This is a genomic window from Pedobacter sp. 22163 (genome assembly GCF_052045595.1).
Classification (GTDB): domain Bacteria; phylum Bacteroidota; class Bacteroidia; order Sphingobacteriales; family Sphingobacteriaceae; genus Pedobacter.
In genome coordinates this window covers 188,748-206,050 of sequence record NZ_JBQEPM010000003.1, presented here as the reverse complement: position 1 = coordinate 206,050, position 17,303 = coordinate 188,748, and the positions used below count along the sequence as shown (strand labels likewise).

Here is a 17,303-nt window from a genome sequence, read left to right as displayed (position 1 = left end):
TGCGCATTTGATCGTATGAAACTTATCAGATTTTATATCCTTTTAATCTTCGGAGCGCTAAGCTTTAACTTAAAAGCACAGCAAGCACCAAATAAGTTAGAAGTTTTTCAAGATACACTGATTAAAATATCGGCAAGGGTTATTGCTGCTCAAAGTAATACACAAAAATTAGAAATAAACGGCAATTTTGTAAAAACTTTGGTAGAGGCCTTAAAATCCCCCAATTCTTTTTCTTATCCGTTCGATTCTCTTAAAAATGTATCGGTAATTAAATCATCCGATCAGGCTTTTAGGATTTTGAGTTGGTATGTACTACTCGAAGACGGTACATACCGCTATTATGGCGCCATCCAAATGAATACCAAAAGTGGCCCATTGAAACTTTATCCCCTGATCGATCAGACCGAAAATTTAGCCGACCCGAACAGCATTACCAATAACCAGAAATGGTTCGGCGCCAGGTATTATGAAATTGTTCCGGTAACCAGTGGAAACCGCCTTCCCTATTATGTACTTTTAGGATGGAAAGGAAATACACAATTTACTACTAAAAAAGTAATCGAAATCCTTTCTTTCGATAAAGATAATCTCACTTTTGGTGCCCCGGTTTTCGATGGAAAGGAACTAAAAGGAAAGAACAGGGTAATATTTGAGTACGCCAAATCGAATGCGATGACTTTAAAAACGGATTTAAAAGCCGGGATGATCGTGTTCGACCATTTAGCATCCTTCAATCCGGAAATGAAAGATACATTTGAATATCATGGATCAGACGGTACTTTTGATGGTTTTAAAATTATTGGGGGAAGGCTAATACTGCAGGAAGATATCACACTTAACAACGATCCGAATGCGAGCGACGAACTTTATGCCGACCCAAAGAAAAATGTAAAACCCATCAGAAAGTTCTAATTTTTAACAAACCTTAACAAATCATTTACCTAACACATCATTTAAAAATTTGTGAGTTTGGCATTCGCTGACTATATTGCGCCCTGCTTAACTAGCTTAAACAACACACAAATTCTGAATTCATAAACTAAAACCAACAAATGTTTTATGCAAACATCTAATGAAACCATTAGTATTGACCATAGCAAGGAACTAGATCTCCACTTAGACAGTAACAATGTATCCAAAGAAAAATTATTTAGCCACCCTGTAGGCCTCTTTGTGCTATTTTTCACAGAAATGTGGGAAAGATTTAGTTACTATGGAATGAGATCATTACTTGTTTTATTCTTGGTAAGCGAAATAAGTAAAGGTGGCTGGCACTGGACAAGGCCAGAGGCTTTACAACTTTACGCCTGGTACACAGGTTTAGTATATTTAACGCCAATAATTGGTGGCTTAATTGCGGATCGACTGACCGGATATAGGAAAGCGGTTATCATAGGCGCTTTAATTATGACCATTGGCCACATATCAATGGCGTTAGAAGGTTCAAATACCAATTTCTTTTATCTGGGATTATTTTTATTAATTACTGGAAACGGATTATTCAAACCAAACATTTCTTCTATTGTAGGAAAACTTTACCCATCTACAAGTGATAAAAAAGATGCTGCTTACACTATTTTTTACATGGGCATTAACTCTGGTGCCTTTTTAGGTATGTTAATGTGCGGTTACATTGGCGAAAAAGTGGGCTGGCATTGGGGTTTTGGATTAGCGGGGGTATTTATGTTTTTTGGAATGCTTCAATTTTATTTTGGACAAAAGATCTTTGGTGTTTTAGGTGCTGCTGTAAATAAAACAGAAAAAGTTATTGATCCAACTGATGAAATTTTACCAAAAAAAGTAAGCAATCAACGTTTAGCTGTAGTTGCTGTATTTTCAATTTTCACCATTTTCTTTTGGATGGTATTTGAGCAGGCAGGCGGCTCAATGACTATTTTTGCTAAAGATTATACACTTAGAAATTTAACAGGGAATGCAAGTACAATTTTTAAATGGGTTGATGCAATACTTACTATTTTCCCACTCATTGCTGTAACTGTTGTTTTATTAAGTCTAGCGGCAAAAATCGCAAAAAAATATCCTGCCACAATAATTTTCACTGCAATAAGCTTCATTATTATCTGGGGATTAGCCATTTGGAAGGTAGAAAAAGAATTTACCGCTTTAAACACAGAAGTTCCTGCTTCATGGTTTGGAATTCTAAATTCATTCTTTATTGTTTCCCTTGCACCATTTGTATCTAAAATATGGGAAACTAAATTTAACCCAAGTGGGCCCGTAAAATTTGGACTCGGTTTAATTTTTGTAGGTATAGGTTTTGCAGGATTGGCTTATGGCGGTATGGATATTGCAAAAGGTGCTACATCTGCACAGGTAAGTATGTTTTGGTTAATTTTCGCTTACTTCTTTCATACTGTTGGCGAATTATGTGTTTCACCTGTTGGATTGTCTTACGTTAGTAAATTAGCGCCGGCCAAAGTGGTAGGTTTAATGTTCGGTGTATGGTTTACCTGTACAGCGATTGGTAACTGGTTAGCGGGTACCACTGGCGGCTTAATTGACAAAATAAGTTCAGAATACTCCATTTCAATTTTCTTCTTAATATTTACCATTATTCCTATTGTTGCAGGCTTAATTATGTTTGCTATAAGTCCGATATTGCGTAAATGGATGCACGGCGTTCACTAATCAAAAAATAAATTTAACATAAAGCCCGATCTACATCGGGCTTTTAATTTTTAAACCTATTTAATGGAAAAAACAGTTTCAATAGAAGACATTCAAAATTTTGAGGGAAAATACCCGAAACAGCTCTGGCATTTATCGTTGGTAGAAATGTGGGAGCGTTTCTGTTTTTATGGAATGCGCGGGGTATTGGCTTTCTTTATGGTTGAGCAACTGGGTTTAAGCGACCAAAAATCGAACTTACAGTACGGTGCTATACAAGCCTTTGTTTATGCCTTTACTTTTATAGGTGGTATTTTTGCCGATAAGATTTTAGGTTTCAGAAAATCTCTTTTTTGGGGCGGATCATTGATGATTATCGGGAATTTAATCCTAGCCTTCTCTCCTCACGATCTGTTTTATGTTGGAATTACCTTATCTATTATTGGAACAGGTTTCTTTAAACCCAATGTTTCATCAATGGTTGGCGAATTATACCACGAGAAAGACAACCGCAGAGATGCGGGTTATGGGCTTTTTTATGCAGGGATAAACGTGGGTGGATTATTGGGCGGTGCGATGTGTATTTATCTCGGTAAATATTACAGCTGGCACTTATGTTTCTTATCTGCCGCATTGGTAATGATGTTCGGTTTGGGCACATTTATTTTCACAAAAAAATATTTAGGTCCGATCGGGAATTCGCCTTTGCTGCATCTTAAAAAATCAAAACAGCAGCTATGGGAAATAGCCGTTTATGTGGGGTCGATACTTTGTATTCCACTGATTTATATCATGGTAAAAAATACGGCCTTTACCGATTATTTCATGTACACCATAGGCATTATTGCCCTGGTTTATTTCTTGTACGAAACGTTTAAAATAAAAGATAAAAAAGCACAATATAAACTGCTTGCTGCTTTCGTTTTTATCTTCTGTTATTTCATTTTTATGGCCATATCCGAGCAGAGCGGCGGTTCACTATCATTATTTGCAAAGGACAATCTTGATCATAAAATACTCTTTTTCAACATCGATCCAAATGTGGTAAACAATAGTGTTAACTCATTCTTTGTAATTGTTTTTAGTCCGATTGTTGGCATTTTGTGGTTAGGCTTATACAAACGTAAAATAGAACCGAACACGGTTGTAAAATTCGGAATTGGCTTCCTTTTACTGGCTTTGAGCTTTTATGTTTTTTACGCCACCAGGTTCTTCGCCAATGTACAGGGCATTAGTTCGTTAAATGTATTTACGTTAGCCTATTTATTATTAACCCTTGGCGAACTTTGTCTGGGCCCGATAGGTATGTCGATCATTACTAAACTTTCGCCAAAGAAAATGTTCGGGATGATGATGGGCCTTTGGTTTTTATCAAGTGCTTTCGGACAATTGGCAGCCGGAAAATTAGGCGCAGAAATGTCGAGTATTGATAATGCATCGCTTCCAACGAAATTAATGGCTTATACTGAAGGTTATAAAGCATTGGCATTATATTCATTAATTGCAGGTTTGGCGCTGATTATTTTCTCGCAATTGGTTAAGAAATTAATGCAAGAGGTGAGGTAAGAAAGGATCGTCATTTCGACTGAAGTGGAGAAATCTATAAAACGATTATTTATTGATATACTATAAGACTTGGAAATGAAAGGACAGTGGTTCTTGGAGGCCTGCTGTCCCGCTCTTGTTCCAAGTCCTCGCCCTCATGCTTCGGTCTGCGGGCTTTACACGCCTATCGGGTTTAGGAACAAGGTTTGTGCAGTAAAAACTGAAAGTAAATACAACAGCGAGTTGAGACCTGTAATCCTTGCAAAACTGCTAAACCAGATTACAAATCTGGAGAACGAAGATCTGGATTACAAATCCGGACCATCAGAAGTTTCTCGGCGGTGATCTGCGAAATCAGCGGGAAATATTTGGGTAAGGTCTTCGACCACGCTCAGACTGACAATGCTTTAAAAACAATAAAAACTACTATAAAACAAGTTCAGGAATAGGAATCATTGGTTATTAATGAAAATTCATAAAGGTTTCACATTAAATATTTACTTTCGCACATTAAAAGCAATTGCTCAGCGCAAATAAGCACAGCATACCACATACAAAAGCTTATATTATTAAAAACCACAACAAACGTGTCAGATAGTTTAGTCATCATTCCCACCTACAACGAGAAGGAAAATATCGAAAAAATCATTAGAAAGGTTTTTTCTTTAACGCAGCCTTTTCATGTTTTAATTATTGATGATGGTTCTCCTGATGGAACTGCTGAAATTGTAAAGTCGTTACAAGACGAATACGAAGGACATTTATTTATTGAAGAGCGTGCAGGGAAACAAGGATTGGGTACAGCCTATATTTACGGCTTCAATTGGGCGCTACAGCACGATTATGCCTACATTTTTGAAATGGACGCCGATTTCTCGCACAATCCTAACGACCTATCCCGCTTACGCGAAGCCTGTGTAAACGGTGCTGATGTAGCCATTGGCTCCAGGTATGTTAAAGGCGTAAATGTAGTAAACTGGCCAATGGGCAGGGTTTTAATGTCGTATTTTGCTTCAATGTATGTGCGTATGATTACCAGGATCAATATTCAGGATGCTACTGCTGGCTTTAAATGTTACCGCAAAATTGTGTTGGAAACCATTCCATTAAATAAAATTAAGTTTGTTGGCTATGCGTTTCAGATCGAAATGAAATTCACCGCCATTAAATTTGGCTTTAAAGTAGTTGAAGTTCCAATCATTTTCACCGACCGTACCGAAGGAACATCAAAAATGAGCACCCGTATCTTTAGGGAGGCTTTTTTAGGTGTAATACAAATGAAGGTTTCGAGTTGGTTTAGGAATTATAATAGGGAGTCCGAGGTCCAGAGTCCGAAGTCCAGAGTCCGAAGTCCAGAATCTTAAATTCAAATCGCCTAGTTCTATTGACTTCCGACTAAAGACTACAGACTTAGGACTATAAATTAAGACTTTCCCTGCGATTCCCTGATCATTGCGCCAAAATCCTGCCCTTTATCCATGGCTTTAACGGTCATTACGATTCTTTTGGTACGTGTAGGTTCTGTTTTAGCTTGATTGATCCAGTTGATGTAATAGTTTTGGTGCGATTTAGGCTGTTTTAAAAAATTCCGGATTAAATGTTCTTCTTCTGATAAACAGATTTCGAGGTCTTCGGGCATTTCGATCTTAAAATCTTTATCTTCTTCTAAATAAAGTTCAACACCTGCTCCGGCTTCCTTTCTTAGTTTTTTACGGACTTCCCCTTTTAAAGCAATAATAAAGTCGCCCTCTCCCATTGGGATGGTCGCCATACCGTTAATATCCAACTGATCTATCTTTCCTTTTACCCTGAAACTCTTTTTACAATCAGGTTTAATTTCATTGGCTAAAACTGCCGGAATAAACACATAACTCCAGCCGGTTTTTTCACCCATGGTTTCGAAACGCTCTATTTCTGCTTTAAAGTGGATCATAGTTTAAATTTATGATTCTTTGATTTTATAATGTACACTCCTGCCGCTACCAAAAGTTATTAAAACCCCTAAGCTCTCCAACTCTCGTAAATCTCTTGTGGCAGTTGCCTTTGAAGTTTTAGTGATTGAAATATACTTTTTAGTGGTCATCCCGCCTTCAAAACCCTCGATTCCGTAGCTGTACATCTTTTGCAAAACTTTCTTCTGCCTATCGTTCAACTTTGCGCTGAATAAGTCGAAAACTTTTATTTTGCGAAGTGTAAAGTCGATCATTTGCTTGGCTTCTAACTGCGCTTGAAGTGCAATAGTCGAAAAATAGTTGAGCCATGCAGAAATTTCATTACTTCTTTGTGCATTTTTTAAAGCTTGATAATAAGCCGACCTATTACTTTCGATTGCTTTGGATAGGCTGAGCATAACTGGCCGACCTAATGTTTGCGAAATAGTTTTTTCAGCAATCGCCCTCCCAATACGCCCATTCCCATCTTCGAAAGGATGGATTGTTTCGAAATACAAATGTGCAATACCTGCCCTTATTACAGGATCTTTAATTTCTTTAACTCCTTGTGGTTTGGTTTCATTAAACCAATCGACAAAAGCTTTCATTTCGCCATCAACACGATGTGATGGCGGTGCTTCAAAATGAACTTCTTCTTTACCTATCCCGCCAGACACAACCTGCATCGGATCATCGATTTTTCTCCATGTGCCAATATTTATATATTTATTTCCAGTAAATAAAAGCTCGTGCCACTTCCATAAAGTAGCTTCAGTTAGTGGATCAGAATAGGAGTTTTTCACATCAATCATCAAATCGGCAATCCCGGAAGCACGTTTATCTTTAACAACATCAGGTGTTTTATTAATCCCTAGGTTATTTTTAATGGAAGACATCACATCTTTTCTGCTCAAAAATTCCCCTTCTATCTCAGAAGTTTTTATTGCTTCAGATAATATCATTTCCAGCAATGTTTCTTGCCTAATATCATCAGGCAATGACTTTAGTAAGGCATTAACCTCACCTGTTTCCTGGGCAAAACTATAAAGATCATGTTCAATATTTTTTATAGAAAATGTAAAGTTTGGCCAAGTTGTGAGCTCCCAATTATACTGCATGAGCCGAATATACAATTTAATCGGCTCAAAAACAACCCAAATTATGAGCCGATTAGCAAGATTAACCGGCTCAATATCTAAAACAAATTAGTATAACAAAGGATATTGATGATGATTTAAAGGATTCCCCGTCAATTTAAACTCATTAATTACCACGAATTGTTTTGTAATTTCATCAAGTTTGCGAACGGCAATCGTATCACAATTAAATGCAATATTGATATTATCATACAAATTTTCGGCCTGATCAATTTGAGCCGAACTCAGTTTACGCCCTATTGAAATATGGGCATTACTACCGTTTATGTTATTCTTAGATTTAAGCCTTTTCCGAAATGCTTTTAAAAGATCATTCAGGTACAATTTGGACGGGTCGTTAGGAAGTAAAACAATAGCCTGACTAAATTTAGATAAACTTAAATAATCAAAAGTTACTTCTTGTGGCCTTTGTGAACTACAAATTTTCTCAATGCATTTTTTGTAAAAACCCAGCTCGTAATGATCTGCTGAAAACTCAATAATGGTAATATGAGCCTCAGAATTTCTACTATTATACCAGCCAACTTTGTACCAGAGTATATCTTTCAAAACTTTAACATCATTAATAGCTTCTCGGTGAGGGTAAACAACTATTGAATACCTGTCTTTTTTTAATTTTAAATCCATATCAATTTATTTAATCAATTGCTACCGGGTTCATCTGGATATCCAATTTGGCAAACTTTAAAACCTCGATGCTCTGGAAGCCGAAATCTTCTACCACTTTACCCAAAATAAGGTAACAGCCCTTTCCTTTAAAAGGATACATGGGTGTGGTATTGGGAAAATGCGTTGTATCAAAAAAATCTCCGTTGGCATCTAAAAAAGTACCGAACCACATTTTGGTATTTTTAATAGTATGTACCGTTTTTTCGCAAACATAGTTTCCTACCATCCTTACCGTTTTACCAAAATGTTTGTGCAGATCTGCCGCCATAACATCACCACGATAAGGCGTTTTTAAAAAATCGAACATTTTATAATTGAGTGGATACCCCAATAACTCCAATTCTGTGTAAGCATTTTCGAGTTCGGAATCGGCCAGTACGGGGAGCTGATAGGTTTTGTAACTCAGCTTAAAAAGCTCGGCATGGCTCACTTTTTTTTGTTTAAAGCCGAGGTAGTTATGCACATCCCAAAGCAGGGTTTTACGGTCTTTCCCGGTAAAGCGTAAGGCGCCCAAACGGATTAAAATAATGGCCTGTTCCAATGAGATGCAGGTCCGTCTTACAAAATCTTCGAGATCGAGATACAGGCCGTTCGCCCTGCGTTCTTGCGGGATGATTTTGATGTTTTTTTCTTCCAGGCCCTGAACGGCAATGAAGCCCAGATAAGCATCTTCACCTTTTATATTTACCACATCATCGCTACAGTTAACGCAGGGTAAATGCACCCTTGCTCCTGTTTTCTGCAGTTCGTGCACGTAAACCCAGCGACTGTAAAAACCGCCATAATTATTCAGTACCGCTACCATAAATTCCATGGGATAATACGTTTTCAAAAATAAGCTCTGGTAACTTTCTACCGCAAAAGAGGCCGAATGTGCTTTCGAAAAACTGTAACCGGCAAAAGATGAAATCTGTCGCCAAACTTCGGTAATGAGTTCTTCTGAGTGCCCTTCCTTTCTGGCTGAAACAAAAAACTTGTTTACCAGTTCATCAAAAGCCAGTTTAGACCGATATTTACCACTCATCGCTTTGCGCAGGATATCGGCATCGGCTAGATCTAAACCTGCAAAATAATGACATACTTTGATCACATCTTCCTGATAAACCATTACCCCATAGGTTTCACTAAGCCGCTCTTTCATCACCTCGCAGAGGTATACTACTTTTTCGGGTGCATGGTAGCGTTCGATATAGGATTTCATCATGCCCGAACTGGCCACCCCCGGACGGATAATGGAACTGGCTGCCACGAGCGTAAGGTAATTATCGCATTTTAGTTTTTTGAGCAATTGCCTCATGGCTGGCGATTCGATATAAAAACACCCAATGGGCTGTCCTTCTTTAAGAATACAGTTCAATTTCTGGTCTTCTTTAAAAGTTTTAAAATCGTGGATATCGATTTCCCTACCCTTATTCTTTTTAATGAGCTGCACGGCTTCGCGGATATGCCCGATACCCCGCTGGCTTAAAATATCGAATTTCTCATAACCAATGGCTTCGGCTTCGTACATATCCCATTGCACGGTTGGGAAACCTTTTGGCGGCATATCCAAGGCTGTATAATAGGTAATCGGTTCTTCGGAAATTAAAATCCCCCCGGCATGAATAGAACGCTGGTTGGGCATTCCTTTCATGTATTGGTAAACGGCCAATAACTTCTGGTAAGTAACATTCAATAAATTTTCACGTTCTTTGGTGGGATCTGTAAAACTATCTATTTCGCCTTTGGGTAAACCCAGCACTTTACCAATTTCCCTGATAATTGCACGATCTTTAAAAGTGCTCATAGTGCCTAAAAAAGCAACATGCCATTTGGGATAACGTTCAAAGATATAACGTTGTATCACCTCCCTTTCGTCCCAGGAGAAATCGATGTCAAAATCTGGTGGACTTGTCCGTTTTTCATGCAGGAAACGTTCGAAATACAAATCGAGATCAATCGGATCTACATCGGTAATGCGCAAACAATAAGCTACAATGCTATTGGCACCCGAGCCACGGCCAACGTGATAAAAACCACATTCAGTCATGGCGTACCGCACAATATCGTAAGTAATGAGAAAATAGGCGCAGAAGTTTTTAAGTTCGATGATCCGGAGCTCTTTCTCCAAACGCTCAATGGCTTCTGTATTATTTTCACCGTAACGGTATTTAAGCCCTTCTTCGGCCAACTCCCGAAGCATTTTTTTATCTCCTTCGAAATCTCCGGTATAAAAAAACTTGTTTTTAGAAGTAGGTATAGGGCTGTCCTCAAAATAAACACTTAAATCGCAGCTGTTTATCAGTTTCTGTGTATTTTGAACAATGAAAGGATACTGTTCAAATTGCTGGGTTAGTTCTACTTCTGGAATCAGGAACTCATCCGGATCACATTTTTGCTCATCGGACACTTTACTTAAAAGGGTATTAAGTTCAATGGCTCTAAAATATTCGTGCAGGCGGTAGGTAATCTTATCGCTAACGGTAACAGGATGCCACACCAACAACTTTTCTTTCTGTTTTAAAAGCGGGTGTTTGTACAAAAGATTGAGCTGTTTGGCCCGGATGCCTACAAATTCATTTGCTTTTAGTACGGGGTTAAAAGATTTTTGAAAGGGATAAATGATGTAAACATGCTCCATTTCGGGTGGAATATTGGGCAACGGAATATGGTTGATGTTGTGGTGGCTTAAAAATTCATTCAGCTCACGCATCCCCTCTTTATTCTTCGCAATGCCCACATACAACAATTTATTATCAATTCGAAACTCGATCCCTGCAACGGGTTTAATCTGATATGGAATATTGCCTTTGTGTATTTCGTCGGCTTCTTTAGCAATGCCTTGTTTATAACACTCGCGAATAAACTCTACCGCCCCAGTTGAATTATTGATATCAGTAAGTACGATTTGGTGGATACCCAAACGCCGGGCCGTAGCAATTAACTGGTCAATGCGCTGCGTGCCATATTTTAAGCTATAAGAAGAATGCACATTTAAAAACATCGCTAATCATAAGATTTAGTACCTATTGTTCCTTTTTCACTCATAAAGCTTCTAATTTTCGATCGTTTCCTTACTTCCTGCTGTTCTTCCTCTGTTTTGTTTTCGATCAATATTTTCTTTTTGCGCGGATTGTACTTGATTATTTTCCCCGTTTCATCGCGGGGTGGTTGGGTAACAATACAGGCCTTTACCACTGCTTCGGCACCATAATGGTTGCGTACCTTATCCATGGCCTGGTAAAGGCTATATTCCTCTTCGGCAATATTATATAAGCCAATCTGTTCGTAACCGCTTACCAGATGTGAAAGTTTTACGCCTACCAAGCGCAACAGCATCCGTTTGGCATACACTTTTTCGAACAGGCTATGTGCTTTGCTGATTAGAAAAGAATCGAGCGAGGTATAGGGAATACGTTCTTGCTGGGTAACAGTTTCAAAATTGGTATAACGAACGGTTACGGTAATGCAAGCGGTTAATTTTTTCTGGTTGCGCAGCTGAAAAGTTAAACCGGTAACCATTCCGGTTATAATGGCCTTTAGTTTGGCCATATCCATGGTATCGCTTTCGAAGGTAGCCTGCGTACCAATAGATTTCCTTTCGCGGTAAGGTACAACTGGCGAAAGATCGATCCCATTTGCTTTTTGCCATAAACTTAAGCCATGCTGCCCCAGTATTTTAAACATAAGCTGCTGTGGGATCTGGGTAAGTGTAAGGATTTCGCGAACACCCATTTCGCTTAGTTTTTTATAAGTAGCATGGCCGATACCTGGAATTTTGTGGATAGCCAAAGGATCGAGAAAGGGCCGCAATTCAGGAAAAGTAACCTGTCGTTCGCCATCAGGCTTAGATTCGTTCGTGGCTATTTTGGCTACGGTTTTATTGATCGACAGGCCAAAGGAAATCGGCAAGCCCATTTCTTTGATAATGTTTTGTCTGAGCTCTGACGCGAACTTCATGCAACCAAAAAAGCGGTCCATACCTGTCATATCGATATAGTGCTCGTCAATACTGGCCTTCTCAAAAAGGGGAACTTTATCGGCAATAATTTCGGTAATCTCGTGCGAAGCTTTGGAGTATTCTTCCATATCGCCTTTTAAAAATATAGCCTGGGGGCACAGCAATTTTGCTGTTCTACCGGGCATTGCAGAATGTATGCCATACTGGCGTGCTTCATAACTACAAGAGGCTACCACACCCCTGTCGCCACCGCCACCGATGATTACGGGTTTACCCAATAACTTTGGGTTTTTTCTGATTTCTACCGACACAAAAAATGCATCCTGATCCATATGAATAATCTGCCTTTCTTTATCCATTCTCGTATTATAAGGATGATTGATACCAAAAATACTAATATTTTTAGTTTTAAAGAAAATTAGTATTAATTAATTTTAAACAAAATACTAACAAATTTAGTTTTTTTTTAATACTACAATTTATTATGTTGAGTTATGCCTGAAGGATCTGCCACGGAAAGTACGAAATTAGACTACCAATCGATTGACCAATGGGAACTTATATGATATAAACAGCACAGGGATTAAACAATGGATGGTTGGCGAAGATACCAACTACGGGGCGAGTTGCGTGCATCTTAACGCAGGCATCATTAACCATATAAGGCATTGAAGAAAATATAAGCTCATATGCCCTTATATTTCTTATCAAGAAGGGTCTTCGACTACACTACCATTGAGGTTATTTGGCAAATAATTATTAATCAACATTTTAACAACTTCCACATTTCCATCCAGCCAGGCCATAGTACGGTATCCCCGTTCTACTTAAATCCGCTTTGATGCTAAAAAGAAAGAACCCTTCGGCGGCGGTAGACCTATGCTGATTTTTCATCGGTAGCCGATGCAAGACCGCGCCGTAGAACAAGAGAAGGCAATTGTACGTCACTCATATTAACTTTAAACAATTAATTAACCCTCAGACTGACAAACCGATAGCATCAACACTAACAATAAAAATGCCCCCGATTTTTATCGGGGGCAGTAAAAAAAATTAAAATATATTGTAAATCTTAATTGTGTTATTGTTTTACGATTTTGAATTCAGTTCTCCTGTTTAACTGATGTGCTTCTTCGCTACATTCGAGGCCGTTACTACATTTGTTTAACAGCTGCGTTTCGCCGTATCCTTTTGCAGTAATGCGGTTTTTATCGATACCCCTCGAAATAATATATTCCACAGCAGCTTCTGCTCTCTTTTGCGATAGGTTCAGGTTATAAGCATCTTTGCCCCTGCTATCGGTATGCGAACCTAATTCGATCCAGATGGTCGGATTATCGGTCATAATTTTAACCAGTTTATCCAACGCTACAGCAGCATCCGCTCTAATGTTCCATTTATTGAAATCGTAATAGATATTTTCTAGTTTAATGGCTTTATTCACCACAATCTTTTCTACATACAGGTTTTGGGTAAATACGTCTGAAGTTGTTAAACCAACAGTTGTCAGATTTTTCACGTCAGACCTGTAGTTTGTTTTCTCTGCAGAAAGATTGTATTCAGATTCTTTGGCCAAATTAAACCGGTAACCGCCATTCTCATCAGTTTCGGTTTTTAAAACAGCACCGTTTGCTTTTGCTAACGTTACCAATGCACCTGCAACAGGCTGGTTACTGTCTTTATCATAAACCCTGCCTTCTAATTTGAAAGCCAGGATCATTTTCTGATCAATGGTATAAATATCATCGCTACCTAAACCACCTTCGCGGTTGGAAGAAAGATAAACAATGCCGCCCTTTTCGTTTAAGCTAAAACCAAAATCATCCTGTGGGGAGTTGAAGGGATAGCCCATATTTTCGATCTGACCAATCTTGCCCCTTTCTCTTAAAGCACGATAAACGTCTAATCCTCCCATCCCAACTCTACCATCGCTCGAAAAGTAGAAGTTATTCTTTTCATCAAAAACCGGACTGCGTTCATTGCCTTCGGTATTTACTTCTTTCAGGTTAATCGGTTTGCCCCATTCGCCGGCATCGGTTTTTAAGCATACATAAATATCGGTGCCACCTAATCCGCCTGGCATGTTCGAAGCGAAATAAAGGCTGTTTCCATCTTTGGTAATAAAAGGATCACCTACAGCGTAGTGGTTTACATTATTATAAGCAAATGAAACCGGCTCACCCCAAACACCGTCGGTTCCTTTGGTACTGCTAAAAATTTCTACATTAACAGTTGTTGGCTGTTTTTTTAAGCGTTCCAGTTCACCGGTAATACGGGTTAGCGTAAAATACATGGTTTTTCCATCAGCTGTAAAGCTTGCCGAACCCACATGATACCTGGTAGCCGCTTTTACAGGAAACAACTGGAGGCTATCGTTTGTAGAAGGTTTTATATATAGTTTCAGGTATCCGTTGCCGGTCCACCCGTATACTTTTTTATCGGGTTCTTTTGATCCATCGAATTTTAAAAACGGTTTTTTTTCCAGAGTATTCAATCCACTGTTTAATCTGTCGGAAGTGAATACGACTCCCCCCTGGTAGTTAACAGCACCCCAATCAGACTGTGTGCTATTTAAAGTTTTTTGGTTGATGAGTTCGATTTTCTCCGGATTTCTGATCCATTTCAAAGCCGAATCGCAAGAAGCAATCCAAATGGCCTCCTGTTCTTCTGATACATTCTTCTTTTTATCGATGTAATTCAGGTATTGGACTTTTGCTTCGCTATATTTTGAATTGCTTTGTAGGGCTTTGGCATATCCCAAAATATTCTCAAGGCCACTGCCAGGCATTTTAGCCGCAATGGCATACCAGCTTTCGGCCTGCTTGTAATTATAAACAAGCGCATAAGCCCTTGCTAAACGCTCTGCAGCATGTAAAGTTTCTTTCTTTTTATAGGCTTGTTCGTATAAATCTATCGCTTTGCTATAATTAAACAGTTTGTATTGCTTATCTGCATCTTTCAGTGCATACTGAGCACTTGCTGAAAAACTGAATGCAAATAAACAATATGCAGAAAGGCAGGTGCCTTTTAAAATTTTCTTCATTATGTTGTTGGGATAGTTAATTAAAAATACTAATTATAGTTTAGTTTAAAATGTCCTTGGCGTTGCCCAATCTGATATTTTGTCTGGTAAAGGAATAAGCGGTATAATTCTCATCTGTGATATTGCTATAACCCCGTAATGAACCGATTGAGCAATCGTAGCCATAACTGGTCCTGAGCTTCCCGGATGGGAAATCTGTATCAGTTATGGCAGCGTTATGAGGTGTAAGATCACGCTGCAAATAGTTTTTATTATACAACTTTGTTTGATCCTGATCAACCAAACCAATACAACTTATGGCTATATTGAAAATATTAGACAAAGCGGTGCTAAACATTGTAGATGAACAACTCATTTAAAATCAAAATTATTGCAGCGAATGGAAAATAATAAAATAAAACTTTTGATCAGTTTAAAATGTTGAACTAAATAATCAACATTTATGCTATGAAAACAAAAGAAAATAAAAACGAAAAAGAAAGTAATAGTAAAGGAACCTCAAAGGAAAAGGCTTCCTTCGATCAAAACGGAAAGGGCGCTTCTGATAAATTTGGCCAGGCTGGCTCCACCCCTAACGAATCAGGAGAGAATGGACCCGGTACTGTAGATAAAAATAAAAAAGCGCAGGAAAGATAAAAAGAGTAAAATACTCTTTTTATCTTTCATAGATACTCATCTTTTCAGCCAGTTCTATAATGCTTTTAATTTTCAGCTTTTGAAAAAGTCTCAATTTATAAGTACTTACTGTACCCATCTGAAGATTAAGCTGATTAGAGATTTCTAATACCCCAATCCCCTTAGTCAGTAACTCTGCCACTTCTAATTCTCTACCTGAAAGTTTGGTAAAAGGATTATCGGCATCATTACCTAATATGCTGTTGAACATATTTTCCTTCACATTTCTGCTCGAGTAGCGACTGCCTGCCAAAATGGTTGTAATAGCAGTTACAATTTCTGATTCTTCTGCATTTTTGGTTAGGTAACCTGATGCACCCGATTTTAAATACGGAACAGCATAAATATTCTCATTTAAAGATGAAAATACCAGAATTTTTGCGTTTGGCTGCACCAACTTAATTTGATCGATTACCTTAAGGTTGTTACCGCCTGGCAAGTTTACATCAATGATGATTAAACTCGGCGATTTTTCTGTTTCGACAAGCGCCTGCTCTAATGTAGATGCATGAATGATTTCAACACCAGGCCAAAAGTCTGATATTAAACCTTTTAAGCCACGACGGATGATCTCATGATCATCAGCGATGAGCACTGTAAAGGTACTTACGGCATTTTTTGTTTTCATTATTTTAAGAATATTCTGCAAGTTAATAAAAAGTTATTTTTTTGTACGCAATTGTAGTTAATTTTTCGCCTAAATGTGTAAATATTATTATACACAACTTTACAGTTTTGCTTAAAATACCCTTGGAGTTGCCAATCTGATGTTTGGTTTAATGAAGGAATAAGACAAAGAAATCTCATGTGTACCACCGCTATAGCCCTGTAACGGACCGATTGAGAAATCGTAACCATAACCGATCCTGAGTTTCTCGGATGGAAAAATCTGTATCGCTGCTACGGCTGAATTACGGGGGGTAAGATCACGCTGTAAATAGGTTTTATCATACAACTTAACTCCTGTGCGGTACGAACCACCCACCCAAATGAAATCTTTGATCATTAAAAAGGCATTCAGATCCAAACTTGTCGGACCTCCGCGGTCGTCTTTTAACAGGAAAGAAGGCTTAACCTGAAAATCTTCCGAAAGTGGAAACAGTCCCCCCGCAGTAAGGTAATAATGTGGTTTTGGCTGCGGGATAAAGGCATAACGGTCGATATTGATATAAGTGGCAATCAGGTTATCGGCCGAAAAACCTGCATAAAACTTATCGTTGGCAAAGTAAACTCCGGCCCTTGCATCGGGCACAATGGTGCTCTGCGTGCCGACCGGCTGGTTGGGCTCCGGATTATTTGGGTTTAGCAGCGAGCCGTCGATACCCAATTGCACCATTCCAAGGCCAAGACCCAGTGCCAGTCTTGAACTACCATCATCATTCATCCTGATGCGGTAAGAATAGTTACCATAAACACTCAGGTTAGTCTGTGCACCAAGTTTATCGCTCGCCACCTGAAGGGCCAGCCCCACGTTACCGCTGTTTGCAATAGCATCTACTGCCAGCGACATGCTTCTGGGTGCTCCGGTTATGCCTGTCCACTGGCTCCGGTAAAAGCTATGCACATTCAGCACCTCTTTATAGCCTGCATAAGCGGGATTGATATAAATCCCGTTGAACATATACTGGCTATACTGGGCATCCTGCTGTGCAGATGCCGGCAGCCAAAGCAACAGCAAAGAACCTGCTATTAACCATATTAATTTCTTCATTACC

14 protein-coding genes are annotated in these 17,303 nt (G+C 38.8%); 5 read left to right on the top strand and 9 right to left on the bottom strand.

Annotated features, from left to right (window positions below; translation table 11 throughout):
- Positions 1-15: 15 nt before the first annotated feature.
- The 4 genes from ACTJKN_RS09255 (at position 16) to ACTJKN_RS09240 (ending at position 5,537) form a co-directional block, all read left to right on the top strand.
- Positions 16-912 (top strand): hypothetical protein, encoded by an 897-nt coding sequence (locus tag ACTJKN_RS09255; protein ID WP_440824324.1) that lies wholly within the window; start codon positions 16-18, stop codon positions 910-912.
- 147 nt (positions 913-1,059) lie between these two features.
- Positions 1,060-2,649 carry a peptide MFS transporter gene (locus ACTJKN_RS09250; protein WP_440824322.1) on the top strand — a complete coding sequence of 530 codons (1,590 nt, stop codon included), beginning with the start codon at positions 1,060-1,062 and terminating at the stop codon, positions 2,647-2,649.
- A gap of 63 nt (positions 2,650-2,712) precedes the next feature.
- A complete protein-coding gene (locus ACTJKN_RS09245) occupies positions 2,713-4,194 on the top strand; it encodes a peptide MFS transporter (RefSeq protein ID WP_440824320.1) in 1,482 nt (493 codons plus the stop codon).
- A 566-nt stretch (positions 4,195-4,760) separates the two neighbouring features.
- Entirely contained in the window at positions 4,761-5,537 is a 777-nt protein-coding gene (locus ACTJKN_RS09240; protein WP_440824318.1) for a polyprenol monophosphomannose synthase, read from the top strand.
- 59 nt (positions 5,538-5,596) lie between these two features.
- Here ACTJKN_RS09240 and ACTJKN_RS09235 read toward each other — a convergent pair whose 3' ends face one another.
- From ACTJKN_RS09235 to ACTJKN_RS09205, 7 genes are all read right to left on the bottom strand, one after another.
- Positions 5,597-6,106, bottom strand: coding sequence for a YdeI/OmpD-associated family protein (locus ACTJKN_RS09235; RefSeq protein WP_440824316.1), 510 nt, complete (start codon positions 6,104-6,106; stop codon positions 5,597-5,599).
- A 9-nt stretch (positions 6,107-6,115) separates the two neighbouring features.
- Positions 6,116-7,222, bottom strand: a complete 1,107-nt coding sequence (locus tag ACTJKN_RS09230; protein ID WP_440824314.1) for a Fic family protein — start codon at positions 7,220-7,222, stop codon at positions 6,116-6,118.
- Between the two features lie 87 nt (positions 7,223-7,309).
- Positions 7,310-7,888, bottom strand: coding sequence for a hypothetical protein (locus ACTJKN_RS09225; RefSeq protein ID WP_440824312.1), 579 nt, complete (start codon positions 7,886-7,888; stop codon positions 7,310-7,312).
- 10 nt (positions 7,889-7,898) lie between these two features.
- Positions 7,899-10,913, bottom strand: a complete 3,015-nt coding sequence (locus ACTJKN_RS09220; RefSeq protein ID WP_440824310.1) for a DNA polymerase III subunit alpha — start codon at positions 10,911-10,913, stop codon at positions 7,899-7,901.
- A 2-nt stretch (positions 10,914-10,915) separates the two neighbouring features.
- Positions 10,916-12,229 carry a DNA polymerase IV gene (dinB, locus tag ACTJKN_RS09215; RefSeq protein WP_440824308.1) on the bottom strand — a complete coding sequence of 438 codons (1,314 nt, stop codon included), beginning with the start codon at positions 12,227-12,229 and terminating at the stop codon, positions 10,916-10,918.
- Positions 12,230-12,951: 722 nt separating this feature from the next.
- The gene (locus ACTJKN_RS09210; protein WP_440824306.1) at positions 12,952-14,913 is read right to left on the bottom strand and encodes an OmpA family protein; all 1,962 of its coding nucleotides are present in this window, start codon (positions 14,911-14,913) and stop codon (positions 12,952-12,954) included.
- 40 nt (positions 14,914-14,953) lie between these two features.
- Entirely contained in the window at positions 14,954-15,268 is a 315-nt protein-coding gene (locus ACTJKN_RS09205; RefSeq protein WP_440824304.1) for a hypothetical protein, read from the bottom strand.
- Between the two features lie 92 nt (positions 15,269-15,360).
- Between ACTJKN_RS09205 and ACTJKN_RS09200 the strand changes: the two genes are divergently transcribed.
- Entirely contained in the window at positions 15,361-15,549 is a 189-nt protein-coding gene (locus ACTJKN_RS09200) for a hypothetical protein (protein WP_440824302.1), read from the top strand.
- 19 nt (positions 15,550-15,568) lie between these two features.
- On the opposite strand, the gene ACTJKN_RS09195 is transcribed toward ACTJKN_RS09200, so the two are convergent.
- Complete coding sequence (locus ACTJKN_RS09195; RefSeq protein WP_057934807.1) at positions 15,569-16,216, bottom strand: response regulator; 648 nt, start codon at positions 16,214-16,216, stop codon at positions 15,569-15,571.
- 111 nt (positions 16,217-16,327) lie between these two features.
- The gene (locus ACTJKN_RS09190; protein WP_440824300.1) at positions 16,328-17,299 is read right to left on the bottom strand and encodes a PorP/SprF family type IX secretion system membrane protein; all 972 of its coding nucleotides are present in this window, start codon (positions 17,297-17,299) and stop codon (positions 16,328-16,330) included.
- Positions 17,300-17,303: the final 4 nt, after the last annotated feature.

Excerpts from the sequence above, each read along its gene's own strand:
- ACTJKN_RS09245 (WP_440824320.1), top strand. The coding sequence starts at position 2,713 with ATGGAAAAAACAGTTTCAATAGAAGACATTCAAAATTTTGAGGGAAAA.
- ACTJKN_RS09255 (WP_440824324.1), top strand. The coding sequence starts at position 16 with ATGAAACTTATCAGATTTTATATCCTTTTAATCTTCGGAGCGCTAAGC.
- dinB (WP_440824308.1), bottom strand. The coding sequence starts at position 12,229 with ATGGATAAAGAAAGGCAGATTATTCATATGGATCAGGATGCATTTTTT.
- ACTJKN_RS09235 (WP_440824316.1), bottom strand. The coding sequence starts at position 6,106 with ATGATCCACTTTAAAGCAGAAATAGAGCGTTTCGAAACCATGGGTGAA.
- ACTJKN_RS09250 (WP_440824322.1), top strand. The coding sequence starts at position 1,060 with ATGCAAACATCTAATGAAACCATTAGTATTGACCATAGCAAGGAACTA.
- ACTJKN_RS09210 (WP_440824306.1), bottom strand. The coding sequence starts at position 14,913 with ATGAAGAAAATTTTAAAAGGCACCTGCCTTTCTGCATATTGTTTATTT.
- ACTJKN_RS09230 (WP_440824314.1), bottom strand. The coding sequence starts at position 7,222 with ATGCAGTATAATTGGGAGCTCACAACTTGGCCAAACTTTACATTTTCT.
- ACTJKN_RS09200 (WP_440824302.1), top strand. The coding sequence starts at position 15,361 with ATGAAAACAAAAGAAAATAAAAACGAAAAAGAAAGTAATAGTAAAGGA.
- ACTJKN_RS09225 (WP_440824312.1), bottom strand. The coding sequence starts at position 7,888 with ATGGATTTAAAATTAAAAAAAGACAGGTATTCAATAGTTGTTTACCCT.
- ACTJKN_RS09220 (WP_440824310.1), bottom strand. The coding sequence starts at position 10,913 with ATGTTTTTAAATGTGCATTCTTCTTATAGCTTAAAATATGGCACGCAG.
- ACTJKN_RS09205 (WP_440824304.1), bottom strand. The coding sequence starts at position 15,268 with ATGAGTTGTTCATCTACAATGTTTAGCACCGCTTTGTCTAATATTTTC.
- ACTJKN_RS09195 (WP_057934807.1), bottom strand. The coding sequence starts at position 16,216 with ATGAAAACAAAAAATGCCGTAAGTACCTTTACAGTGCTCATCGCTGAT.
- ACTJKN_RS09190 (WP_440824300.1), bottom strand. The coding sequence starts at position 17,299 with ATGAAGAAATTAATATGGTTAATAGCAGGTTCTTTGCTGTTGCTTTGG.